At 57.7% G+C, this 23,506-nt stretch carries 28 protein-coding genes; 4 read left to right on the top strand and 24 right to left on the bottom strand.

Annotated elements, in window-relative coordinates; genetic code table 11:
• Positions 1 to 35: 35 nt before the first annotated feature.
• From HWW83_RS04885 to HWW83_RS04875, 3 genes are all read right to left on the bottom strand, one after another.
• Complete coding sequence (locus HWW83_RS04885; protein ID WP_033643596.1) at positions 36 to 1,043, bottom strand: NAD(P)H-quinone oxidoreductase; 1,008 nt, start codon at positions 1,041 to 1,043, stop codon at positions 36 to 38.
• Between the two features lie 157 nt (positions 1,044 to 1,200).
• Entirely contained in the window at positions 1,201 to 1,410 is a 210-nt protein-coding gene (locus HWW83_RS04880) for a hypothetical protein (protein ID WP_004935132.1), read from the bottom strand.
• Between the two features lie 508 nt (positions 1,411 to 1,918).
• The gene (locus HWW83_RS04875) at positions 1,919 to 2,296 is read right to left on the bottom strand and encodes a hypothetical protein (RefSeq protein WP_033643595.1); all 378 of its coding nucleotides are present in this window, start codon (positions 2,294 to 2,296) and stop codon (positions 1,919 to 1,921) included.
• Positions 2,297 to 2,671: 375 nt separating this feature from the next.
• Between HWW83_RS04875 and cspE the strand changes: the two genes are divergently transcribed.
• Together cspE and HWW83_RS04865 are read left to right on the top strand one after the other, a co-directional pair.
• Positions 2,672 to 2,884: a transcription antiterminator/RNA stability regulator CspE gene (gene cspE, locus HWW83_RS04870; RefSeq protein WP_004935122.1), complete on the top strand. Its 213-nt coding sequence runs from the start codon at positions 2,672 to 2,674 to the stop codon at positions 2,882 to 2,884.
• Positions 2,885 to 3,179: 295 nt separating this feature from the next.
• Positions 3,180 to 3,695, top strand: a complete 516-nt coding sequence (locus tag HWW83_RS04865) for a hypothetical protein (protein ID WP_176589041.1) — start codon at positions 3,180 to 3,182, stop codon at positions 3,693 to 3,695.
• 558 nt (positions 3,696 to 4,253) lie between these two features.
• Here HWW83_RS04865 and HWW83_RS04860 read toward each other — a convergent pair.
• The 21 genes from HWW83_RS04860 to HWW83_RS04765 all read right to left on the bottom strand — a co-directional run bounded on the left by HWW83_RS04860 (position 4,254) and on the right by HWW83_RS04765 (position 20,487).
• Positions 4,254 to 5,921: a hypothetical protein gene (locus HWW83_RS04860; protein ID WP_176589040.1), complete on the bottom strand. Its 1,668-nt coding sequence runs from the start codon at positions 5,919 to 5,921 to the stop codon at positions 4,254 to 4,256.
• A complete protein-coding gene (locus tag HWW83_RS04855; protein WP_176589039.1) occupies positions 5,918 to 6,472 on the bottom strand; it encodes a baseplate complex protein in 555 nt (184 codons plus the stop codon). Before HWW83_RS04855 ends, HWW83_RS04860 begins: the two co-directional genes overlap by 4 nt.
• A complete protein-coding gene (locus HWW83_RS04850; RefSeq protein WP_176589038.1) occupies positions 6,469 to 7,170 on the bottom strand; it encodes a hypothetical protein in 702 nt (233 codons plus the stop codon). Before HWW83_RS04850 ends, HWW83_RS04855 begins: the two co-directional genes overlap by 4 nt.
• A 2-nt stretch (positions 7,171 to 7,172) precedes the next feature.
• Positions 7,173 to 8,717, bottom strand: a complete 1,545-nt coding sequence (locus HWW83_RS04845; RefSeq protein ID WP_176589037.1) for a phage tail-collar fiber domain-containing protein — start codon at positions 8,715 to 8,717, stop codon at positions 7,173 to 7,175.
• Between the two features lie 90 nt (positions 8,718 to 8,807).
• Positions 8,808 to 9,410: a hypothetical protein gene (locus tag HWW83_RS04840; RefSeq protein ID WP_176589036.1), complete on the bottom strand. Its 603-nt coding sequence runs from the start codon at positions 9,408 to 9,410 to the stop codon at positions 8,808 to 8,810.
• Complete coding sequence (locus tag HWW83_RS04835; protein ID WP_176589035.1) at positions 9,403 to 10,587, bottom strand: baseplate J/gp47 family protein; 1,185 nt, start codon at positions 10,585 to 10,587, stop codon at positions 9,403 to 9,405. The genes HWW83_RS04840 and HWW83_RS04835 overlap by 8 nt, the downstream gene beginning before the upstream one ends.
• The gene (locus HWW83_RS04830) at positions 10,577 to 10,915 is read right to left on the bottom strand and encodes a DUF2590 family protein (protein ID WP_060387971.1); all 339 of its coding nucleotides are present in this window, start codon (positions 10,913 to 10,915) and stop codon (positions 10,577 to 10,579) included. The genes HWW83_RS04835 and HWW83_RS04830 overlap by 11 nt, the downstream gene beginning before the upstream one ends.
• Positions 10,908 to 12,821, bottom strand: coding sequence for a phage tail tape measure protein (locus HWW83_RS04825; RefSeq protein ID WP_176589034.1), 1,914 nt, complete (start codon positions 12,819 to 12,821; stop codon positions 10,908 to 10,910). The genes HWW83_RS04830 and HWW83_RS04825 overlap by 8 nt, the downstream gene beginning before the upstream one ends.
• On the bottom strand, positions 12,821 to 12,958 hold the full coding sequence (locus HWW83_RS25835) for a DUF6890 family protein (protein ID WP_392396786.1): 138 nt from the start codon (positions 12,956 to 12,958) through the stop codon (positions 12,821 to 12,823). Before HWW83_RS25835 ends, HWW83_RS04825 begins: the two co-directional genes overlap by 1 nt.
• Positions 12,959 to 13,008: 50 nt before the next feature.
• Positions 13,009 to 13,275, bottom strand: a complete 267-nt coding sequence (locus HWW83_RS04820; protein ID WP_060422330.1) for a putative phage tail assembly chaperone — start codon at positions 13,273 to 13,275, stop codon at positions 13,009 to 13,011.
• Between the two features lie 116 nt (positions 13,276 to 13,391).
• Complete coding sequence (locus tag HWW83_RS04815) at positions 13,392 to 13,781, bottom strand: hypothetical protein (RefSeq protein WP_176589033.1); 390 nt, start codon at positions 13,779 to 13,781, stop codon at positions 13,392 to 13,394.
• The gene (locus HWW83_RS04810) at positions 13,781 to 14,122 is read right to left on the bottom strand and encodes a M15 family metallopeptidase (RefSeq protein WP_060422324.1); all 342 of its coding nucleotides are present in this window, start codon (positions 14,120 to 14,122) and stop codon (positions 13,781 to 13,783) included. Before HWW83_RS04810 ends, HWW83_RS04815 begins: the two co-directional genes overlap by 1 nt.
• Positions 14,109 to 14,408, bottom strand: coding sequence for a phage holin family protein (locus HWW83_RS04805; RefSeq protein ID WP_060387966.1), 300 nt, complete (start codon positions 14,406 to 14,408; stop codon positions 14,109 to 14,111). The genes HWW83_RS04810 and HWW83_RS04805 overlap by 14 nt, the downstream gene beginning before the upstream one ends.
• Positions 14,409 to 14,417: 9 nt before the next feature.
• Positions 14,418 to 14,873 (bottom strand): phage protein, encoded by a 456-nt coding sequence (locus HWW83_RS04800; protein WP_060387965.1) that lies wholly within the window; start codon positions 14,871 to 14,873, stop codon positions 14,418 to 14,420.
• A 6-nt stretch (positions 14,874 to 14,879) separates the two neighbouring features.
• Positions 14,880 to 16,007, bottom strand: a complete 1,128-nt coding sequence (locus HWW83_RS04795) for a DUF2586 domain-containing protein (RefSeq protein ID WP_176589032.1) — start codon at positions 16,005 to 16,007, stop codon at positions 14,880 to 14,882.
• Positions 16,004 to 16,717, bottom strand: a complete 714-nt coding sequence (locus tag HWW83_RS04790; protein WP_176589031.1) for a phage virion morphogenesis family protein — start codon at positions 16,715 to 16,717, stop codon at positions 16,004 to 16,006. Before HWW83_RS04790 ends, HWW83_RS04795 begins: the two co-directional genes overlap by 4 nt.
• Positions 16,701 to 17,198, bottom strand: a complete 498-nt coding sequence (locus tag HWW83_RS04785; RefSeq protein ID WP_176589030.1) for a phage tail protein — start codon at positions 17,196 to 17,198, stop codon at positions 16,701 to 16,703. The genes HWW83_RS04790 and HWW83_RS04785 overlap by 17 nt, the downstream gene beginning before the upstream one ends.
• Positions 17,195 to 17,686: a head completion/stabilization protein gene (locus HWW83_RS04780; protein WP_176589029.1), complete on the bottom strand. Its 492-nt coding sequence runs from the start codon at positions 17,684 to 17,686 to the stop codon at positions 17,195 to 17,197. The genes HWW83_RS04785 and HWW83_RS04780 overlap by 4 nt, the downstream gene beginning before the upstream one ends.
• Positions 17,683 to 18,486 carry a phage terminase small subunit gene (gene gpM, locus HWW83_RS04775; protein ID WP_176589028.1) on the bottom strand — a complete coding sequence of 268 codons (804 nt, stop codon included), beginning with the start codon at positions 18,484 to 18,486 and terminating at the stop codon, positions 17,683 to 17,685. Before gpM ends, HWW83_RS04780 begins: the two co-directional genes overlap by 4 nt.
• Positions 18,487 to 18,488: 2 nt before the next feature.
• The gene (locus tag HWW83_RS04770) at positions 18,489 to 19,541 is read right to left on the bottom strand and encodes a phage major capsid protein, P2 family (RefSeq protein WP_141998400.1); all 1,053 of its coding nucleotides are present in this window, start codon (positions 19,539 to 19,541) and stop codon (positions 18,489 to 18,491) included.
• Between the two features lie 58 nt (positions 19,542 to 19,599).
• The gene (locus tag HWW83_RS04765; RefSeq protein WP_176589027.1) at positions 19,600 to 20,487 is read right to left on the bottom strand and encodes a GPO family capsid scaffolding protein; all 888 of its coding nucleotides are present in this window, start codon (positions 20,485 to 20,487) and stop codon (positions 19,600 to 19,602) included.
• A 172-nt stretch (positions 20,488 to 20,659) separates the two neighbouring features.
• On the opposite strand from HWW83_RS04765, the gene HWW83_RS04760 reads away from it, so the two are divergent.
• Together HWW83_RS04760 and HWW83_RS04755 are read left to right on the top strand one after the other, a co-directional pair.
• Positions 20,660 to 22,459: a terminase large subunit domain-containing protein gene (locus tag HWW83_RS04760; RefSeq protein WP_176589026.1), complete on the top strand. Its 1,800-nt coding sequence runs from the start codon at positions 20,660 to 20,662 to the stop codon at positions 22,457 to 22,459.
• A complete protein-coding gene (locus tag HWW83_RS04755) occupies positions 22,456 to 23,505 on the top strand; it encodes a phage portal protein (RefSeq protein ID WP_072271432.1) in 1,050 nt (349 codons plus the stop codon). Before HWW83_RS04760 ends, HWW83_RS04755 begins: the two co-directional genes overlap by 4 nt.
• Position 23,506: the final 1 nt, after the last annotated feature.

Below are 23,506 nucleotides of genomic sequence, written 5' to 3'. Positions count from 1 at the left end.
TAAATGTCCCCGCAGCCCCGCTGCGGGGAAAGGTCTCAGAACGTCAGCATGATTTTGCCGATGTGCTCGCTGGATTCCATCAGCGCATGCGCAGCGGCCGCCTCTTCAAGCGGGAAGGTTTTAAAGATTTGCGGTTTCAGCACGCCGCGCTCCAGCAGCGGCCAAACTTTCTCGTGCAGCTCGGCGGCAATCTGCGCTTTGTCCGCGACGCTGCGCGAACGCAGCGTCGAACCGGTATGGGTCAAGCGTTTCAAGAGCAGCGGCATCAGGTTGAGCTCTTTTACCACGCCGTTTTGCGTGCCGATTTGCACGATACGGCCTTCCATCGCTGCGGCCTGATAGTTCTTGGCCACATAGTCGCCGGCGATCAGATCGACGATCACGTCGGCGCCTTTGCCGTTAGTGGCGTCTTTGGTGCGGGCGACAAAGTCTTCGTTGCGGTAATTAATCGCCACGTCGGCGCCCAGCGCCAGGCTCGCCTGACGCTTCTCTTCTGAACCGACGGTGGTGATCACCTGGGCGCAGAAGGCTTTCGCCAGCATGGTGGCGACCGTGCCGATACCCGAGGTGCCGCCGTGGATCAACACGGTCTCGCCGGCTTTGAGGTGACCGCGTTGGAACACGTTGACCCAGACGGTAAAGAAGGTTTCCGGCAGCGCGGCGGCCTCGGTCAGGCTCAGGCCCGCCGGAACCGGCAGCGCATTACTTTCATGCACGGCGCAGTATTGCGCATAGCCACCACCGGCGATGAGGGCGCAAACCCGATCGCCGATTGCGAAGCGGGTCACGCCTTCACCGATGGCTACCACTTCGCCGGCAATTTCGAGGCCGGGAATATCCGAGGCGCCGGGCGGTGGCGCATAGTTCCCCTGACGTTGCAGCACGTCGGGGCGGTTAACGCCGGCGGCGGCGATTTTCACCAGAAGTTGGCCCGCTTGCGGAACCGGCACCGGACGTTCGGCGACGACCAGAACCTCGGGGGCGCCGGGTTGGCTGATCTCAATCGCTTTCATCGTGTCGGGCAGCGGTGCATTCGTTGACATGGTTACTCTCCTCATCGTGGCGGACGCGGTTATCAGGTGGCGCGTCCACAATAAAGTCTGCTGTTAGCTTAGCGAAATCGAATGAGGTGCGCGTGGTCGAATAGAGCGGTTTTGCGAGGAATGAGGAGGAGACGCCGCCGCGATGGGCGGCTGGGCATCAATCGTTAGGGGGGATGCGGAACCCTTTCAATGAAACGATAAAGTGTTCTTTTCCCTTGGAGATCTTGGCGCCTTTATCGCACCACAGGCTGGCAAGCTGGAAGAAATCGTCGCTGCCGATGTCGTAAGCCAGTTCAATTTTCTTGGCTGTGCCGGCGCGGATGAGCTTTTCTGCTTCCTGGTGGTTTGCAGCTTTAATTATGGTCATGGGCGAAATCCTTGGTGTTAAGCCAGAACGGATAATCGCTAATCATCATATGGCCATATTGTGACAGTTTTGTGATGAAAGGATGACGATAACCGCAGGCGCGGCGTGCGGCGTGCCGCGCCTTTGCGGTGAAAATGCGTTGTCGGTTACCGATCGTGCGGGCGAACGAATGCGCTTTTCTTCTGAGATTTGAAGTGTTTATAGAGCGCATAGCCCGCAATGCCGGCCAAGACGGCCAGGAGGGTAAGAGATCCTGTGGCCATGAACATCACCTCCGAATAAGAATGGCAAGGAGGCGTATTTGTGACATTCATCACTTTGCAGGGCAATGAGACCAATCTGTAATCGGAAAGGCGAGATGCGAGAAGGGCAAAAAAAAGCGCCTATAGGGAGGCGCATAAAGATTTGCAACACAGCTTGTCATGTTCAACACCAGGAGGAGTGGTGAACTGACGCCATTCTAAGCGGCCGTGATTGCGTGAGGTATAGGCATTCTCCGAAAGCGTCATTACCACTCATAGCCTAACTGAATGTTGTAATCGGGATCCTGGTTGGTGGAATAAGGATCGGATTGGCGGCGGCGATCGGTTTTCTTCACCGGGCCGTCATACGCGGGATAAGGTTTGGTGCGCGGCTTGCTGCAGCCCGGATGATCGCACTCGATGTCGACGCGAAAACCGTTTTTATCTCGCGCCTCTGCCCAAGTGATCGGCGGTTTCTCGGCCTTGGGCGCGGGCCCAGGCGACGTCGGCGGCTTGGGCGCAGGGGCGACGCTGGGATCGGGGGCTTGATAATTCAGCTCCAGCGCGCCAAGCGGAGCGCTGTAAGCGGCAAAGGCCAGCAGGGCGGCGGCGCTGGCGGCCGGTAATGTGAGCCATCTCGGCATGGTGGGTCTCCCTGGATGATTACGCCGGGCAACTATAAAACAGTAAAACGAGAATTACTATCATTTGCCTGCGGCGTAATGGGGATTCAGCTGGCGATCCCGTAGGCAGACGGGGTCAAATCCTGTGCGTTTAGCCGAGATTAACGCCCCTGCACGGCGAAAAAGGTTGCTATTGCCGCTCGCTCGTGAGTTAATGATGTCGGCCTGTGGTACAGACCTATTTATGCACGACATTTTGAGTAAAGTAGTTCAAATTTAAAGCGTTATCCCGGATAGCCCTTCTCTGACGAATTTCCTTTCCAGTGCCTCCATAAGTAACTGATGACCGGCTATCTCGCCCATGGCGGCTAACATTATTATTGAAGGAAATTAGACATGTCCAACATGATCAAAGGTCAAGTGAAGTGGTTCAACGAAGCTAAAGGTTTTGGTTTCATCACCCCAGCAGACGGCAGCAAAGACGTATTCGTACACTTCTCTGCTATCCAGGATCAAGGCTTCAAGACCCTGGCTGAAGGCCAGAACGTACAGTTCTCTATCGAGAACGGTGCGAAAGGTCCATCTGCGGCTAACGTTACCGCTATCTAATTGGCGTCTACCGCTGATTGAATAAAACCCGCCGAGGCGGGTTTTTTTATGCCTGCAATTTGACGGCGCATAAAAAAAAGCCCGCAAGTCTGCGGGCAAAAGTTCCTTGTTAAACATTTTTTAGTTGTTTTACTGATTGAATTAATTGTGTTTTTTATTATTCAATCCCACATATTGACCACACCTAAAACAACCAGTAAAAAATATAGCGCCTTTGCGCTTCCTTCCCGTGCATGAGTCCCGCTAATATTTGTCCGCATAATAATACCCTTGGGATAAATGGAGTTTTTTTCACATGGCAATGACTACATGCAAAGAGTGTAAAAAAGAGGTATCAGACAAAGCGAAGGTTTGCCCTCATTGTGGCGTAAAGGAACCCGCGAGAAACCTCGGTAAAGAAACCAGGCAGGGGTGCTTGGGGTTGGTGATTTTAGTCGGCGTTCTCTATTTCATCTTCGGCCGTGGTGACGATAAGGACAAAACAAAGCCAGAAAAAACGGCCGAAGTGAAAGAGTGTACAGCGGCCGACGCTCAATGCTTATTTGACAAATACATGGTAGACGCCGCGATCCCTTGTCGTGAGTTGGTGGAAAAATCATCGAAATATGATTTCGAATGGACGGATGGGATCATGACGCCAATGTTTTCACATATGCGGAATGATGCGTCGAAGAACCAGATCACTTACATAGGCGATAAAGTTAAATTTACCAATGGTTTCAACGCTAAATCGACGATGACTTATTTTTGTACCTTCGACTGGAAGGCAAAAGAGGTTGTCGATTTTAAAATCGATACTGGCAAACTTTGATTTCTTCGCCCGCTGTCCGGCGGGCATTTTCCAAATCTCCGGCAAGATCCTTTTTCTGCAACTTTGCAAAACTTCTACCTCTGCCAACATCACCCGCAAAGCCGCGCCGTGTCTAGTTTTACCGCGTTTTATCTACCTTGCGCCTCTCTTGCACTTTGCCGCTTAGATCCTCACGGAAAGCAAAACAGATCCTTTTTATTCATTGAGTTAACTTTTCTCCGGTTGGCTTCTCGCGTCTTTGCTTTTGCAAATCGTTGAAAATCATTGCAATGCGTGCAACGGCGATCTGCGCGCAAAGCCCCAGGCGTGGCGCGGGCTGGCAATGACAATTGCGGAAAAGATCCTTTGCAAAAATTTCTCAACACGAAACGGGCAGGCGGGTGCGGTGTAGCGCCGTTTCCGTGGCGCTGCGGCTCCGTGCCGTGGGTTTCCGTGCGCTCTGCGTGGCGTCGTGCTGCGTTCTCAGATTCAGCCGGTGCGGACGCGCAAAAGCATCAGCGCCCCGTGGTGGGGCGCTGGCTGCGTTTAAATGCGGGTCTGGTTTTGGCGGTGGCTGGGTTAGCCGATGAGGTGACCGTATTTCCCTTTCAGGGCGGTGGCGGTCGAGGATGCTTGCGCTATCTCGCTGGCGTTGGTTGGGGTGCCGGTGTTGCTGTGGGTGTGCTCTGCGGTGCGCTGTGCCAGGGTGTTGATCAGGTCGAGGGTTTCCATCAACAACGTCAACAGGTTTGTGGTTCCGTCGCCGATCGTGGTTTTACCGGCCTGCAGCTGCAGCGCGGTGGAAATGCTCTGACGTAAACCGGCGATGCGTTCGGTCAGCGCGCCACCGATATCAACGCTTTTACTTTGGGCTATCTTCTCGTCGGCGGCCTTGGCTGCTGTCTTCAAGTTTGCGCTGGTGCCGACTGTGTAGTCGCCGCGGGCAATATGCGTCACGGCGCCGGCGGTGGTTCTCGCCGTTCCCAGCACGGTCTTGCTGTCGTCGGCTTGGACGGTGATCTCGCGATCGATAACCTTACGCGTTTCTTTGTCGGCCTCGACGGTGCGTGACGCTGAGACTTCCCTGATTGCCTGGTCAGTTTCACGATGCCAGTCACCCGGCGCGGTTACGCGCTGGAATACCTCGGCGCGCTGCTGCTGCAGCTGCTCGCCCGGCGCGATGGCGGGCAGGCTGGCATTGCTGGGCAACACTTGGCGAATGAAGGGCTTGTCTTGCCTGCCGTCCTGGAATGCCAGCTCTACCAGCGTGCCAGGCGGTGGGTATTGCATGAAGCCGCTTTCGTCGCCGCCCATCGTCACCGGTAGCTGTACTGCAGGATAGGTTGGGGTGCCTTTGCTGTCCTGGCCGTTCTCGTCAAGCAGCTGCACCCCGACGGCATACTTTGGCCGGAATGGGTCAGCAATGTCGCCCAGCGCGGCCGGCTCGCTGTAGTTTTCCACGCGCGCCAGCTTCGGCAAGTGCAGCCCGGCGGCGATCTCAGGGTTCAACTGTTCAAGCTGGCGCTGGAATGCTGGCTTGATTTTAGGTTGGCCGCTGGCGTCAAGCGGTGTCCAGGTTAGCGTCATGTCGCCGTCTTTGATCGCGACGCGGGTGATACGCTGGCCGTTGACCAGGACGCCGGGGCGAACCGAAGGGATAAGCGGCACGGTCAACGAGTTACCTGCGCCGGTGCTCGATGCAAACTCGGCCGGGATGTCGACCGGCAAACCGGCAAAGCGCGAATCTTGCCAGCGGCCCAGCCAGACCGAACCGTCAGGCAACTGCTGCCAAATGTAATCATCGATCCCAAAGGCGCGGCCCAGGGTGTTCAGCAACTGCCACCCGGTGCCGCTATGGACAAAATGCGGGATCGGTGTGTCGACATAATCCGCGACCGGTAAGACAAATTCTATCCCGCTCGCCTGATTTAGCGCCTGCGTGACCTGGCGCAGCGTTGGGTGCTGCATTGAAAGCGGCCAACGCTTTTCAAATATCCCTGTCATTTCCCGCACGAACAGCCGGCGGAATCCGTTATCGGATACCTGATCGCGCTCAACATACCCGGTAAACCAGCGATACGAATTATCGTTGTACCCCAGATCGAGACGGACGATCGCGCCGGTGGCGTCGCCCTCAATTTTTGCCGTGACAAAACCGCGGCCGGTATCGTTCAGGTCGGTTACCACCTCGTAGGCCGACACGGTGGCATCGACGGCACCGATTTTTAGCGTAACGACGGGTTTCATAGCGCCCCCAACTGGTCATCAACACGTTTCAAGATTTTTTCAAATCCGGTCAGTTCCTTTTCCTGCTCATCGGCGTCATCTGACGGTGCGGCGGCGGTGCCGGCGGCCGTTTGCGTTTTCGTGGTGCTGGCTGGGGCGTTGGCGGCCTTGCGACCTTTGGCCTTCTCGGCGGTGCTGAGTTGTTCCGTCAGCGTAAAACTGACTTGCCAGGCTAATTTGTCGGTCTGCTCGGTGGCTTCAATCGTGCCGGTAAATATGCCTTGTTTCATGTTGATCGCCTGCGCCACCGGGCTGGCGATGCGATAGCGTCGCCCGGCGCCGCCGCTGTCCTTGGCTTCAGCCAGCGCGAATATGCGCGACAGCAGGGCTTTATCCTTGAAGTCGACCAGGCCGGACACGCTCAGCTCTTTGGCCTTGATGCCGTTTTCTGATTGCGTGGTGCTGGATGATTGCCCCGATTTGTCCTTGGTTTCGATAGTCATTTTCGGGGAAACCTTGATTGACTTGAGCGGGATTCCTTCGCCATCGAGCGCAAGCATGATGATCGTCATGGTTTTACCATCCGTAATAACTCGCCGACATCGCCCACAAACAGCGCGCCGAGGGTGAAAATCGCGTCAGGTTCGGGGATGCCGTTCAGCATGTTGTTAGCGATGTTGGAGGGATGCCCCTCATCTGTGAACATCCAGGCGTCGACACGGCGGCCTTTCAGGTCAGTTAGCGCTTGTTCTGCTGCCTGCTGCGCCTGGCTGGCGGCTTCGTCAAGGCTCTGCAGCGCGCTGGTGATGTCGTCAAATGACAGGCCGGCGGCGGCAGATTCGGCGGCCGCCTGGATGCGCTGGGCATTCTGCGCTGTGCGGGTCGTGCTCAGCGAAAGCGGCGCGGCGTCAGGTAAGCCAACGCCCTGCAGCCCCGGCAGCTGCATTTTACTGACCGCAAGCTCAGCTTGCGCCACGGCTTTTCGGGCAGTCTTTTGCAAATCTGGCAGCGGCAGCAAGGCCGCAAACCCGGCCAGGTCATCCAGAAAACGGTCGCTTTGTGTTGCAGTGATCAGGAAGCCAACGGCGCCAGGGGGGCCGCCGGCGGCCTTTAACTTGCCGGCCAAAAACTTTACGGCGTTCTCCGGGCTGAGGTAGTTCCCGGATGGTGTCACCTGGCCGGCGCCATACGTCCACGGGTTGACCGTCAGCAGTGAACAGCTGATCGGCGCGAGATTGTCGGGAAACCCCAGCGTTACGCGTTGCCACATGATCAATACCCCACGGCCATCCAGTAGGCTGAAAGCTCGTTTTCGTTCATCCAACACCAAAAGCCGCTATTTGTTGCGCCTTGGGCGATAATATTTCGCTCCGATCCGGCTTCGCTGACCTGGCGTAATGTCAGCTGGATCGATAGCACCGCATTAGGAAATGGCAGGTTGAACGATACGGCGTTTGAATTATCTGACCGGTTGACGATACCGCCTTGGGTTATTTTCCCGCTGGAATCCCGCGACCACCAGTTAGCGCCATCGACGTGCAGTTCTTCCGGCCGGTTGTTCGGGCTGTAGACTCGCTGCCCCGACTCGAAAATCGGCACTCCGTTCGAGGTGTAGAAATTCCCGTCTGCGTTAATACCAAAGCCGCGGCCGTTGTCACTGCGGCCCACGGCCAGCGAACCGTCGTCGTAAGCTGCCATAACGGCCGTTTGATGTCCGTCCGCGTGACGGAAAACAACTACGCCACCTTGTGTGCCAACGTCACCGATGACATTGATCGGGCCGCTGATTGTTCCGCCTGTGCGCGGGAAAAACTTCTGATCGGTTTCGCCTTGGGTGTAGGCGCCGACGTCGTGCGCGTACAGCACATCTTTTGTTGCCAACTCCCCCAGGCCCAGATTTTCGCGTCCGGCGGCGGGGTCGGTCATGTCCGACAGGTTGGCGGCTTTGCGCAGAAACAGCCGGCTGGCTTCCTGCTCACCTTGAGAGCCTTTTTTTCGCAGGTCAGTCACCGCGCCGTCAGCGCCGATACGCGCGATCGCCGTGACGTAATGCCTGAATCCCTGGGCGTCGGTGTAGTCGGCCAGAGTGTCAGCGGTGGTCAGCGCGATACGCGCCGACCAGCGGCTGGTTGTAGCGCCTTGCCAACTTACATCGGCCCAGACCGTGGTTGTCCATTTGGTTACGTCGATGGGGGTGTCAGTCTCAAGCTCAGCCCGAATACCGCCAACGTATCCGTTTCCTGCGGTCGCGGTGAACGTGTCGCCGCTGCGCACGACAAGGAAGGCATCGCCGAAGAAGGCGCCTTCGCCGTAGACGTCCCAATTAGCCAGGCGGAGTTGTTCGTCCTGGCCGAATACCCGCGCTGAAAAATCGATTTGCCATGTCTGCGGGGTCACGCTGATCTGCGTGGTGCCGGCGGCGCCGTTGAATTCCATCGCCAGCGTGCGGGTTAGGGTGTTCCCCTGTTCCTGGCCGCTGGTTGCGATTTTTCGCTGGGTGCGGGTGTGCACAATCATGCATAGCGTATTGCTGGCCTGGTCAACCAGCCCGATCCAGTTGTAATCAAAATCGCCGACTGAGGTGTCCAGCACCACAGAGAAAACCACCGCGTCAGTGTTGAGCATGCCGTATTGCATAACCGGTGCGGTGTGCACGATGTTGGCCGGCGCCGGCAATGGCTCGTCGCGGCTGATCTCGGCTTCAGGGTCTTGCCCTGGAATATAGGCAAAAACGAATGTATCCGGGCGCGCCGGCAGATTATTGGCCGCCTGGCTTGCCGCCCACTGTTCGTATTTTCTGGTGATAATGGCTGACATCTCGGCCCCTTTCAGAGTGCTGCAGCATCGCTGTGATTGTCTGTGCTCGATACTTTGGCCATAACAGACAAATCCAACTATGCCACCTGGTTAAACTGTCAAAATCTGGCCGGCTTCGGTCATGATATACAGCCGGCTTTCGGTGATAATTGCGGCGTCTTTGCCTGGCCGCGCGGCGATCAGCTGGTGATCGTTGTCGAACCAACCGGCACGCATGCCCAGCGGTGCGACGTTAAGCACCTCGAACCGATACCGGCGGCAGGTGCGGCCGTATTTCCTGATGATCTCATTCATCAACGTGGCGTTAGCGGCCAGCTGGTTGTCGTTGACGCGAATAATGATGACGTCCCAATCGACGCCCGGCTGGCGCTCAAGCTGCTGCATATCGCCGATTTTCAGGCGTTCAAAAATGCGTTTGAATCCGATAAAGCTGCCGCTGTCCTGCGCGTTAACAAACGCGTGTTTTACTCGCAGGCGGTACAACCAAAGCGGCTCGCCCTCAAAGCGATCGATATCGCGCTGGTACGCCAGCAGGTTCAGGATCTGAACCGTGCAGGTTTCCGGGTCGCTCTGGGCCAGTGGAAACGAGATCCAGCCTTTGACCTTCTCCCAGAAGTTGACGCAGGCGGCCGCCAGTTTCTTCGGCTCGCCTTTGTTCATCCAACTGGGCAGGGTGATCAGCGGTTTATCCATTGGTCAGCACCACATTTAACGAGGTCAGGCGCGGGATAGATAATCCGCTGATGATGTCATCCAGCGAAAAGGTGACCGATTCCAGCGCCGAAAACTGCAGGTGCAGCTCTTCAGCCAGGCGCGAGAAGCTAAAGCGACTGTGCGGCCAGGTTTTGGTTACCGTGTAGGTGGCGTTATCGCGGAAGGCGCAGCGGACAAAGTTTTCAATGTCCTGTTTCAAGTCTGCCTGTTCTTCGTCGCTCAGGTTCAGCGTAGCGAACATGTACGCGGTGACCGTTAAATCGTGCTGCGTCTCCGGCATGGCAAAACATCGCATGTCGTCGCCGTGCCCGTGGTAGCCCTGCACCATGATGTGATCGTTAACCGCGGCGATGAACGAGTCCGCCGGAATGCCGGTATCAAGCAGCAAATAGGCGTTAGCGGTGCCCGGCCCGCGTGGGGCGTCGTGCTCGAAGTACACGCGATCGGTGCTCAACCCGGCGACGCTGGCGATCATGCTGCGATAGACCGCGTCGATATGGTATGAGCCGACGAGGTTGTATTGATTTCTGCAGCGGTCGCGCAGCTCGTCGTCTGACTCGCGATCGGCGCCGGGCTGCGTCAGCCAGTCGTCGAGGTTCTCAACGCGCGCAATGCCTGGAATGTCCGTCGGCAGTATGCGGAAGTAGCCCGGCGCGAGATTGTAGGCGGTGCCGCTTTGTTCGGCTTTTACTGCAATTGCCTGGCTGGCCGTTCCCGCGGGGATCACCACCTCCGCAACGGTCATCACGCGATAAACCTTATCGTCGATGCGCTCCGTTTGGATCACGGTGCCGGCGGGGATGGTGATCAGCAGCGTCTGGTCAGTCTTGAAGAAGGTGATCGCGCCTTGGGTGAAGGTTGGATCTTTACGCGACAGGTTGACCGCCCAGGCGAACAAGTCCAGATAAGCCCCTGAAGCAGTGGCGAGATACATATTCGCCATCACGACGTTAACGAGGATGTCTTTCAGCCAGATCACAGGCTTGGTCACGATAGCCGTTATCAGGCGCCAGAAAGGCGACATTTTCGAGGTGTTGGTGATCAAACCCTCGGCGTCGACCACCTTCTGAAACTCGGCTTTGACCTCGGCTTCCGTGGTCGGCATGCCGCCGGCGCGCAGTGCGGCCTCAAAATCAACGGCTGGTTTATTGGTCATAGGTCACCCCGGTGTTGAGCGGGCCAAAATCATAGGTGTCGGCGGTGATCAGCAGGCGGCCGCGGGTTTCCTCAGCCACAAAGATGGTACTGGGAACCAGCCTCACGTCATCCTCGACCAGCAACGTAATTTGCAAGAGGATGTCAGCGCGCAGCGTCGGGCTGCGCTCGGCGACCAGCAACGTGGCGAGGCCGCTTTCCATGATCGCGTGCTTGATGTCCTGGCCGATACTGACCAGGTTGTCGCACAGCACCGGCTCAAAGCCGGCATTCAGCGTAAAATCGCGGTCTGTGATCAGCAGGTCGATATACAGTTTTTCGTCAGCCATGCCCGTATAGCTCCATGTTTTCTTGCAGCTGCTGCGGGGTTAACGGCTGCATCACGTTATATTGCACGGTGCCGATCGTCTGGGTTCTGGCGCTGCTGCTGTTGTTGGTTGACTGGCTCACCTGGCCCATGATGCCGCCGCGCCCGGTTGAAACGGTATTCGCGCCGGTCAGTAGCGGGGCGCTGCCGGGTTGGCTTCCGGCTGGGTTCGCTTCTGGCGCTACGCTTTTCATCTCGATGTCGACGCCGGGGATCATGTTCAGTTTTTCCACGATCCAGTTGTAGGTCTGCGCGAAGCTGTTTTTCAGGTAGTCCCATAGCCCCTTGAATACGTCGGTGATGGTGTTTTTGAAGTCGGTGAACGCCTGCACGGGCGACAGGCCGGTGAAGAAGTTGATCACGTCCTGCCAGCCCGCCTTAATCAGCGCCCAGGTGACGCGGAAAATGGCGCCGACCACCATCACGATCCCCATCAACCACTGAAATGCGGCGGTGTCCATGATGGCGGCTTTCAGTTCATCCCAATAGGCGACGACGGCCCAGACAGCCGCTACCAACAGCGCAATCAGTCCGATCACCAGCGTGATCGGCAGGCCCATGAAGTTGGCGGCGAGGCCGGTCAGGAAGAAGGCCAGGCGCAGCATCAACAGCACCGGGCGCAGCAGCTTGAGAATGATCAGGAAGCCCATCCACAGGAATTTACCGGCGGCGACGGCGATGTTTGCCAGGGCAAAGACAGCAACCAGCGACGTGAGCGCGATAGAGACGTAGCCTATCCAGCGCGCGATATTCTTAAATTTCAGCAGCCAGGCGGCGCCCTGGGTTCCCATGTCCGACATGCGTTCGATCAGCGGGTTGATGACAGGCAGCAGCGCGCCGCCCACGGCGATGCGCATGCCTTTCCAGACCTGCAGCAGCCGGTCAAATTGGTTTGTCATGTCGGCGGCCATCTTTTTGGCGTTGTCCATGCCGTTAATTTTGCCGATCTGATCGATGTTATTTTTCAGGCCTTCGACGTTCTGCGCCAGCAGCTTAATCAGGGAGACCGCCTCATCGGAGCCAAACGCTTTCTTAATCAAATCCGAGTCGGCAACTTTCTTGATATCGCCGTATTTTTGCTGGATCAGGCCCATGATGTCGGCGATGCCCTTCATTGAGCCGTCTTGCTTGACAAAATTCAGCCCTAGCACTGTCTGGGCTTTGCCGACGCCCTGCAGGAAGGCTTTGTATTTTGTCCCGGCTTCGCTGCCGCTCATGGTGGCCTGTAACTGGCCGAGTACGGCGAATTGCTCCGCCATGCCGATCCCGGCGGCGGTGGCGTTGGCGCCGATTGATGTGAATGCATCGGACATCTGTTTACCGTCCGATTTAAAAATCTTCACCGCTTCGGCCGTCTGCCCGGTCATCACCTCCACCCAGCTGGAACGGCCCATCGCGTCGGCCGTTTTCTGGAAAACGCCGTACATGGTGCCGATATAGTTGGTGATGGTGTCAGCGTCGGCACGGGTGCCTTTTGCCAGGATCGATCCCGCGGTGGTAAAGGTGCGCAGCTCTTTATCTGCCAGGCCATCGATCGCACCTGCGATAGAGGCGGCCGACGCCACGAACCCGGCGGCGGATTCACCGTATTTCATACTGAACAGGATCGCGGTGTTACTGAGGTTCTTCAGTGCGGTGTCGGCCACGCCGATGGATTTCACCTCGGCGAGCGCGCGCTGCAGTTCGTCAGCAGGGCCGAGAATGCCCATGATCGATTGCGCGACGCCCCATAAGGTAGCGCCGCCGGCGACCATCTGCCCGAAGGCTGCGCGTGATTTGCCGGCGAAATTTGTCAACTCGCCGCCGGCCATCTTGAGAGGGCGCGAGAACTTGTCGACCAGCGATAGCATCACTTCCAGCTGTTTCATCACGCACCCTTGAACGCCTTGGCGATGCCGTTATTCACCGCGATCGCCATGTTTTGCCAATATCGATTGTCTAGCCACAGTGCGCGGGCGAGCGATTCGTCATCGTCAGGCTCGCCCGGCAGGTATCGCCGGCGCAGGGTTAGCAGCTGTTCCAGCTGGTTGTCGTCGATCGCCTGCGCGCGGCGCGCTAGTTTTTTACTTCAAATTCCAGCTCTGGCGAGTAAATCTCGTTGACCTTGCCGGCCAGTTTTACCGCGCCGCCTGGCAGGGCGAGGATCTTGTCCAGTGCGTCTTTGCTGTCAGGGTGAACGATGCGGCGCAGGAAGTTGGACGCCGGCGCGACTTTGTTGTCGGTCGACATCTCGTTAATAAATTTGTTGAAGGCGATGACATTCGGCTCGAATACCAGATCCAGACCGTTGACCTTAATCTCGATTTTTACTTTATCGCTCATGGGGTGATCCTTTTTCTCTCTGCTCTATTTCAGCGGCCAGCTGGTTATGTCTGGCCGCGCACGGTGGGTAAATCTTGCGGTACTCTTCCAGCGCCGCGGCGAACGCTTCGCCGGTGTTACTGCGTAGCCTCGGCAGCGTTTCCGGGCAGCGGGCCAACAAATTGGCCTGATAGGGTACGCTCGGCGCGGTCGGTGGCGGCGTTGAACAGCCGGACATACTCAGCAGTAGCACACACGTTGCTGAAAACCGGCTTAACCACTTCGGTGCGAATGACCCGTTCGGTGTGCGTTTCATTTGCGCTTAGCTCCGCTAATTTGCTTTCCAGCAGCCTGGCCGACTCGCCCGCTATCTGTTCGGTATACCGGCGCGATTTTTCGGCGCCGGCGGTGGCGGCTCGCTCAATGATCAGCTGCTGGCTGTCGCTGTACAGCCCGGCAGTGAACCAGCCCGCCCAAAATACGGCGGCCAGCAGCGCCAGCAGAATGAACGGCTTCGCCTGGCTCATCAGCGCACGCCTTCATGCTCAAGGCTGAAGTGATTGCCGTCCGGCCGGTCGCGGAAACGCCCGCCCCAACTGCCGCCGATGCTCTCCCAGTATTCCCCCAGGGGCAGGTATGCCGCGCTGTTGGTCTGGTACTGGCCGTTGATGAACAGATTCAGGTCGACGGCCAGGCGCTTGGTGTGCAGGCTGTTGCGGATACCGCTGCCTTTTTTGGCGTTGAGCGCGGCTTGTTCCGGCGTGCGGTACGCTTCACCGAACGTCAGGCGATAGCCTTTCTCATCGGCCCATAAAATCAGCTGGGCGATCAGTTTGGTAAACAACTGCTGCTTTTCACTTAACGTCATTGTTTTCCCCTTGTACCCACTTGTTGCCGCGGCGGCGTAGCCAGCGTTCAACGAATTGATAACCGGCAATCCCCAGGGCGCACCCGATGCCATTGATAGCCACCGGAGACAGGTCAGGGAACTGCACCAACGCGACGCCGGCCACCATCGAGACAGCAGATCCCAGGATGATGCGGCCAATCATCAGCCGCGGGGTGATCGGGTCTTTGCTGTTCAACACCTGCCCCAGTGCGATAACGGCGCCGATGGCGGCCAGGGTCAGGATTTTCTTTTCGTGGTCTTGCATGCCGTCCCCTTAGCCCAACAGATCGCGCGTATCGTCCGCGGACAGATACGGAATGCCGTTGATGTGCACAAAGTTCGGCGACGTGACGATGTACTTGATTTTGTGCTTACTTTTGTCCGCGCTGGTCGGGTCGATGTTCAGCAGATCGGAGATCATGATCTTGCAGCCGAACGCCTCGACCTTCATTTCCTCGTCGCCGGCCTTGGCGTAGAACAGGAAATCTTTCGGCGGAATGCCGCGCCAGCTGCCGGCACTGCGTGCGGCGTTCTGGGCAACGATCAGGTTTTTGCTGTCCAGCTCGATCTCGCCGTCCGCCTCGACATCGCCGTCGGTGTAACCGTCCGGCACGCCGCGGGTTTTGGTTACGGCGGTGTTGTCGGTGATATTCAGTGAGATGCTTTCGGCATGGATGGCGGCGCCTTCCATATCGAAATCAAAGCTCATGCCTGAAATACGTTTACTCATGGGTCGTTACTCCGTCAGGCTGGTGTCGAGCAGGATGCCGATCGAAATTTCTTTCGGGCTGGCATACGGCCGCGCGGTCATGAAAATTTGCACCTTGGTGCTGTTCAGCCAGGTGATCGTTACGTCGCCGTCTTTTGGCGGTTTCACCTCACCGGGGAACGTCACCCCGTTAATCTGGGATGAAATCGCCATTTCTCGCATCGGCTTGCTGAAATAGGTTTCATGTGCGGCGATGCTGCTGTCCGACGAGTTCAGCGACCGATCGGCGATTTTCGGGATAGCCAGTAGGCGAACCCGGCGCGCCGCTTTATCTACCGTGCGCAGGTACTCGATCACCGAGTAATCACCGCCGTCAACTTCAAGCGTGCGGCCGTCCGACCAGTACAGGCCCGCGTAGTCGACATACCACATTGGCACGCTGTAGCGGTTGGCGTTCAGCGCCTGCAGCACAGACAGATCCAGCGGTACGTCGGCGCCGTCTGTTGGCAACTCGTCGCGCCCCAGATCGATAAGCGCGCCCGTGCGAACGCGGGCCGGGCTGTCTGCGATGGTTACCGAACGGTTGCACAGGCGGCCGGCCAGGACGCCCGGCTCATTCCCCCACAGGCGCGGCACCAGTTGCACGCTGGGGCCGGCGATGTCTTTTTGCAGGGTTGCCAGGCGGGCGCCGTATTGCGCCCACGTCTCAGACTTAGCCTCGTCGGGGCCGCCCACGGACAAAATCGCCCACAGCCAGCGACTGTTTTTCGCAATGAGATCGGCGCGCAGGGTGATCGCCGCGTTGATGTCCGCCTTGTCGGCAATGTCCATGCACAGGACAAACCCCTCCACTGAGGCGGTTTGCTGGGCGCTTTTGACGGCGGCCACCCAGTCGGCGGTTTTTGCATCTGCGGCCAGAATGGCGACATAGGCAAACCAGTTATTGCCGGCGTTCCGGCGGGCGGCCGCAATGTTGCTTTTCAGCACGCTGTCGGCGGCGCCCAGCACGGTGTCCAGATTGGTGTTGCTGTTCAGCGGTTGCAGCGTGCCGGCATTGGTGGCGCCGATGCCGACGAACAGGACAACCCGCTCGATTTCGGTCGGCGTGCCCTGGTACTGGTTCAGCTGGTTAATATCTACACTCGGCCAGGTCATAGTTTCCCCTTGATATCCTGTGCTTTGACTTCCCAGCCGAACCCGATGCCTTGCAGCTGGCGGGCCAGGATCACGTTAAATTCATCGTCACTTACGCCGAGGAAGGCGCGGGCGGGTAGGTCAATCGTCCACGTTTGCTTGCTCGGTTTGCGCGCCAGTTTCTTAATCAGAAAGCCGGCTTTTTTCATCGACAGCTCTGCGGTGATGTAACTCACTGCCGGCTTGACGTACTTCCCGTTCCACCACACCTTGTAACCCAGGTCGCGCAGGCGCTTGGCCTGCCGCCGGGTTGCCGGTTTGCCTTCCTGGCTCGGCTGGCCCTGGTAGCTGATCGCCCTGGCGGTTATCTGCGCGCCTTCGTGGTGAATGGCGCCGATCGTCCCTGCCGGCATACGCTTCGAACCACTGCGATAATTGCCGCCCTGCAGGTAGATGCGCACCGCTTCGATCTCCGGCATTTCCCGCACCTTCAGCAGCTTCGGCAGCTGGCGCAACATCTTGCGCCGCCCGCGTTTGCGCGGTGCCCATGGCGTGCCGTCAGGTGCCTGTTGTTTGCGGGCATTGCGTTTTGATGCCGTGATGATCCCGCGTTTGGCGATGCGCCATAGCAGCCGCTGGCGCTTCGCTCTGGGCATCTCGTTGTCTTTCAGCGCCTGCTTTAGCGCGCGCAGCTGGTTTCTATTCAGCTCGCCATCAACGATCGTCGCCATCTTTCACCGGCGCGCCGGTGGCGTCCGCTCCGAAAATCACCGCCTCTTGCGCGTGGTCGTAAACCGCATCGACCACGCCCCACGCTTGCCCGTCCAGGGGGATCTCGCCGTCCTTGTTGGGCAACAGGACAATCTCATCGACCAGTGGGATGGTGATCGTGACCAGGGCCGACTCTTCGTCGTACAGCTCGATGTCGACATCCGGGTCGCTCAGGTTCAGATCGCCGCGGGCCTCGTTGGCGCCTTCCATCAGCCAGGACAGCACCAGGGCGAACAGAACGGCCGGATCTAACTCGCGGTACGGATACTTGTCCCACTCCAGCACGCCGTCATAGGTGGTTATCCCGATCCGCCGCTGGCCTTTACCGAGGTTTTTCAGCGCTGGCGTCAGCTTCTGGTTGTCCATCCAGCTGGCGAAGGTCGGCACCCGTGGCGGCAGGTGCGCGGCCATGAACGCCGTCAATTCCGATAACTGGCTCATGACAAGGAAACCGTCGCGCGCCCCAGCCCCAGGATCGCGCGCACTGCCTGGCTGGCCTCGGCCAGCAACCCGCTACGGGTAAAGGATTCGGCGGCATCGCTGCCGGTTCCCTCCGGCGCAGTGGCTTTGCTTACACGGCTGACGCTGGTCACTTCGCCGATCAGATCGGCCTTTGCCAGCGCATAGACCGCTTTTTTATATTGCGCTGTCGTCTGGTTCTCGTTGCCGGCTCGGGCGCCAGGCAAATCTTTGGCGGCGGCGAACCCTTCGGCCCGTTTGGTCGCCTCGAAATTGCTCAGGCGGCGGTTGATGTCGCCGATCGCAGTGAGAAGCGCTTGAATAGCGGTATCCCCCTGCAGCTGCGGCGGCACTTTCCGCTGCAGCTGGAACTCGCCCAGGTTCAGATCCGGCCAGAAACTGCCCGGCTCCTGCGTGATGGTTTCGTCCTGATAGTCCAGGCTCTTACCGCTGAAGCTGAGAGAACTCACAGCGCACCCCCTGTTAAAGAAGCGGACTGGCCAGCATCCACGGCGTGATTAGCCAAATCGGCGTCACCCTCCGCTGCGTCCGCTCCGCCGTGCGGCAGTCGTTTGTTCAGCGCACGAATGCGCATCTCAATTTTTTCACGCAACGTTTTCACCCCCACGGGGGCGTGATAGGCATGCGCTTGCGCCAGCAGTTCTTCGGCGGCCTGCAGGATGTTGACGTCCTCGACCGCTGACGGCAGCGGCCGGCCGTTGCTGTCACGCAGCAGCAGCAGGGCGGCGAACTTGAACCACTTCGCGTTAATTTCTTCATGCAGTCGCCATTTCTCACGCACGTTCGTAAAGGTGCGCGAGAAATACGGCTCAACGCTGTGACCGGCTTCGGCTTCACTTTCTGCCCAGGCCAGCACGGTGTCGGCGACAAAGGCCGAGAAAGTGCGTTTGACGTTGTCCGGCGTGGGCTGGTGCTGCTCGATGGCGATGTCGGCCCAGTCTAGCGCCTGATCAAATTCGCCGATGTCGAACAGCCAGATCACGCAGTACGAAAACACCATGTTGGTGTAATGCTCGCCGCTGCTCAGATAGCGCTCGACGGTCGGCGCCCATTTAGGCAGCAGCTTGCGGCGTTTCATGTCTACCCGGTCGCGGATTGTCGGCAGCTGGCGCAGGCGCTCGACATCAAGCTGCAGCTCGCGCAACTGGATGTGCAAGCTGTCAGGGTTGGCGCTCAGCGCCTGCCCCTGGCTTAGCGTTTGCTGTGCGGCAATCCGGGCGTTATGCCGTAGACCGGGCGACATGCTCATCGTTAGCCCCCAGCCGGCGGCGTGACGGCTTCTTCGCCCACGATGGTGACGGCTGATTCATCGATCGCGCCGTACAACTCGCGATAGCCCAGCGCGTAACCTTCGTTGCGCAGGTATTTGTTTTCGTACTGTGCGCGGTCTTCCACAAACTCAACCTTGCGCTGACGGGTGTTGCGTTGGGTCAGCACCTGCAAATTGGCCGGGATGGTGACCGCTAGGCGCTTGCCAGGCATAAACGGCGGGATGGCAGAGCGGCGGCCGGCGACAGAATCGGCCAGCAGCTGCGCGGCGATTTTCTCCGTCGGCTTGTCGGCCTTGCCATACAGGCGGAATTGCTCAGCAGCCACCAGGTCAGCACCAACCATGATCGTAAGGCGTGGGTCATTACGGAATTCCTGCGGGATCTTGGTGTTGATGATGTCGGCCGCGGCGGCGTCCAGCGATTTGTAATCGCCGCTCGGCCCGATGGTGACCGGGTCAGTGATGATCTGAGAACCGCCGTTGAACTCTTTGGCAAGCTGGTGCCAGCCTTTGTTAACGTCCTGGCCCAGTGGGTTAGCATCCGGATCGGTGGTTGCGGCCACGCTGATGCCGTTGAAGCCAATACGCAGGATGTCGAGGGCAAACGCCTGCATGGTGAACGCGTTCACCAGGGTCATGAACTCGTTGACGTCGCCGCTGTTGGCCCAGTTCGACAGGGTTTCCCAGTCCAGATCGACCGCTGAGTCGGTTTTCGCCAGGGTGTAAACGTTGCCGCTTACGCCAATGTTGCGATGGAATCGCCCGGTTGCGGAGCGGCCGGTATGCAGACGCGACGCGCCCACATCAACCACCTGGCCGCTCATCTGATCCACGTCTTTCATGGTGATGAACTGCAGGAAGTCGAGCGACTCCTGAAGCGTTTTGCGGATGGCGGTTTCCATCGGCGGCGTGACCGCGTAATACTTGGTGCGGTCGGAGTTTTCCGGTTGACCAAGGTTTTTAAACAGCGTGCTGAAATAAGCGTCCATCGCCTTGCGGGCGCTATCGCTCAACACGGAGACTTGTTGCGACATAATCTATTTCCTTCTTCCCGCCGCCGTCGGCAGCTTTATGAGTTGATGCGATAAGCGATTAGCAAATCATTGAGGCGGTGGTTTTCTCTTTCTCGCCTGGGTTCGGGTCTGGCAATTTGCTGAAGGTCTCATCCAGCTTTTTAAATTTCGGCAGCAGATCAGGCAGGGCAGTAAACAATTCTTTAACCTGCTCTTTGGCCTTTTCGGTATTAAACAGCTGAGTGATTTCGGTGATTTGCTCTTTGATATCGCCGACGGTCTTTTCCAATTGGGCGATCTTTTCTTTGTCACCGCTCAGAGCATTATATTTTTGTTCCAGATCCACCACGGCTTGTGCCATGCCTTTCATCGCTTCGGTGAATTCTTTATTTTCTTGCTGCGAAGCAGGCGGAGGGGTTGCCGGCTCTTGTGGTTTTGCACCAAAAATACTTTGCCAAAGCGGTTTCTTTTCGTCAGACATATCTTTATCTCCCGGCCGTTTTGTGACCATATCGATTACAAACGGCACCGGAGCACCGTAGATTGCGTTGTTTTGTTCAGCAGCGAACCGCATGCGGTCAGTGCCAATACTGGCCGGGGTGTTCGTCACGCCCAGCCCTTTCAGGTAGGTTTTGCCAGAATTGCGGAAGTTCTCGACCGGCTCGATTGAGGCAAACAGCAATTGATTGCGGCGGTTCGAGTAAATCAGGTCATCGGTAGGACACAGGCGGGCATACAGTTTTGTCAGCCCGGCGTCGGTGGCTTCCGCTTTCAGCTCCAGCACTTCGCCGGAATTCCCCCAGTAGCGTTCATGCTCAGGCCAGATCAATGCGGTATATAATGCCGTATCATAGGTTTCGGCCATTTCGGTTAGCCATGACGCTGGGATCTCGCGACCGTCGACGGTTTCGCCTTCGGTTGCAATGCAAATCCAGTCAGTCATTAATTGCGATGATTTGCCGCTCATGGAGTAAATCCCGGTTAAATATTTGCGCTCGAATAAAGTGATTTTGAGTATTGCGAATATTTTTTTATGCTGCGAATGGTTTTATTCTGATAATTTCGGATATAACCCGTTAGCCGAACCCAACCGATTATTATTTATCACTGCACCATAATTTGCCCGGCATAATGCAAATATGGCTATATACCCCGACTCGATTAAAAAGGTGGCGCGTTCGCTTTATTTAAAAAGCTGGACGCCGAAAGAGATCGCCGCCGAATTGAAATTAACATCCACCCGCATTGTTTATCATTGGGCGGAGAGATACGGCTGGAACCAATTATTAGTTGAGGAAACCGTCGAGGATTGCATTCAGCGCCGGATCAGGACACTGACGCACCGCGATAAAAAAAACGATCTGGAGATGCAGGAACTTGACCGGCTGATAGAGCATCACGTCAAGTTAATTGCCCAGCGAAACAAGCACGCGGAAAAATTGGCGGCCGCGCAAGCAGCTGCGGCGCCAGGTGACGGCGGGGCAGTCGGCTTTATGGCGGCAGGCGAAGACGCGCCAGCGCAGCGCAAGGGCCGCCGGCAAAAGAATGACGTCAGCACGATGACGAAAGAGCGTTTCGACGAATTCGCCGAGACGGGCCTGTTTACCTACCAAAAAACGCTGCGGGCCAACAAAGATCACTCAATCCGCAATTTGCTCAAATCCCGCCAGATCGGTGCGACCTGGTATTTTTCATGGGAAGCCCTGGAAGACGCTGCGCTGACCGGCGATAACCAGATTTTTGTTTCTGCATCGCGGCGCCAGGCTGAAATCTTCCGGCGCTACATCGTCAAGTTTGCCCGTGAAATGTTCAGCGTCACGCTGACCGGCAACCCGATCACGCTCAGCAACGGCGCCAACCTGATTTTCCTGTCGACAAACAAGAACACCGCGCAGGGCGAGACGGGGCATTTTTATTGCGATGAATATTTTTGGGTGCCGAAATTCCAGGTGTTCAAGGATGTCACCAGCGCGATCGCCACGCACGACAAATGGCGCCGGACGTTCTTCTCAACTCCGAGCGCGAAAACCCATGACGGTTACCCGTTCTGGACGGGCGACGAGTGGAAAGGCAGCGACAAAAAACGCCAAGCGCTGAAGTTCCCCGACTTCGACGAACTGCGCGACGGTGGGCGCCTGTGCCCTGATGGGCAATGGCGCTACGTCGTGACGCTGGTCGATGCCTGCGCGGGCGGTCTCGATAAGTACGTCACCGTCGAGCGGGTGCGCGGCGAGCACAGCGTCGACGCCTTCAACCTGCTGTACATGTGCATTTTTGTGGACAGCGGCGACAGCGTCTTCAAGTTCGACCAGCTATCGCGCTGCGAGGTTGACCCTGCAACCTGGCAGGACTTCGACCCCAAAGCGAAACGCCCCTTTGGTGAGCGTGAAGTGTGGGGCGGCTTTGACCCGGCACGCAGCGGCGACACGTCCACCTTTGTGGTTATCGCGCCGCCGCTGTATGACGGCGAGCGCTTCCGTGTGCTGGAAACCCACCACTGGCAGGGATACAGCTTCAAGTATCAGGCCGAGCAGATCAAAAAAATCATGCAGCGCTACCGGATGACCTACATCGGGATCGATGTGACCGGCATCGGGCGCGGCGTCTATGAGCGCGTGCAGTCCTTCGCCCCGCGTGAAGTGCGCGACATTCATTACAGCCTCGAAACCAAAACCCGTCTGGTGCTGAAAATGGTCGACCTGGTGGAAGGCGACCGCATCGAATGGGATGCCGAAAAGCGCGGCATCTCCGGCAGCTTCCTGGCTATTCGCAAGACCGTTACCGGCAGCGGCAACGCGATCACGTTTGTGGCGGAGCGCAGCGCCGAAACTGGCCACGCCGATGTTTTCTTCGCCATATCCCACGCAGCGATTAACGAACCCCTCAACTTTGACACCCGGCGTAAATCTACCTGGGCATTTTCACAGGCGGCCGCATGAGCAGAAAGAACAAAAAACCAGCCCAGAAACCCGCCCAGCCGGCGAAAGCCTTCTCGGCAGGGTTACCCATTCCCGGCGATCGCAGCACGATATTCATCGGGCCGCCCGAACTGGTGCTGACCAGCGGCACTGATTACCAGGATGTCTGGTATGACAACGATTACGACCACTGGACGCCACCGATCAGCCGCCTGGCGCTGGCGCGCCTGCCGAACGCCAACGCGCAGCACGACGGCATCCTTTATGCGCGCAAAAACATGATTGCGTCGAGCTATACCGGCGGCGGACTGACGCGCGAACAGATCGGCGCAATGGCGTTCGATTATCTGCTGTTCGGCGACCTGCCGTTACTGAAGGTGCGCAACGGCTGGGGCCAGGTGGTGCGCCTGCAGCCGCTGCCGTCGATGTATATGCGTATCCGCCGCAGCGGTGAATTCGTCATCTTGCAAAAGGGTGAGCCGCTGGTTTACGCCCCCGACGATATCATCTTTTTCCGTCAATACGATCCGCAACAGCAAATTTACGGTCTTCCCGACTATATCGGCGGCATCAATAGCGCGCTGCTGAACAGCGAGGCGACCATCTTCAGGCGCCGCTATTACAACAACGGCGCGCACATGGGCGGCATTCTCTACACCACCGATCCGAACCTTTCGGAAGAAGTGGAAGCCGAGATCAAAAAGAAAATTGAAGGCACCAAGGGGCTGGGCAACTTCCGCAACATGTTTATCAACATCCCCGGCGGCGATAAAGAAGGGGTGAAGTTTATCCCGGTGGGCGATATCAGCGCCAAAGACGAATTCTCAAACGTCAAAAACATCAGCGCCCAGGACGTGCTTACCGCGCATCGATTCCCGGCCGGGCTGGCCGGCATCATTCCACAAAATACCGCCGGTCTTGGTGACCCGATCAAGGCGCGCGAAACCTATCGGCAGGATGAATCCATTCCCGTTCAGAAAATGTTTGCTGAACGCGTCGCCGCCGATCCTGAAGTTCCGGCGCATCTGCGCCTCAACTTCGATTTTTCAACACCTGCAGGGGAATAAT

The organism is Serratia ureilytica (genome assembly GCF_013375155.1).
GTDB lineage: Bacteria > Pseudomonadota > Gammaproteobacteria > Enterobacterales > Enterobacteriaceae > Serratia > Serratia ureilytica.
The sequence above is the reverse complement of the archived record's forward strand: the minus strand, read 5'-3'. Positions and strand labels throughout refer to the sequence as shown.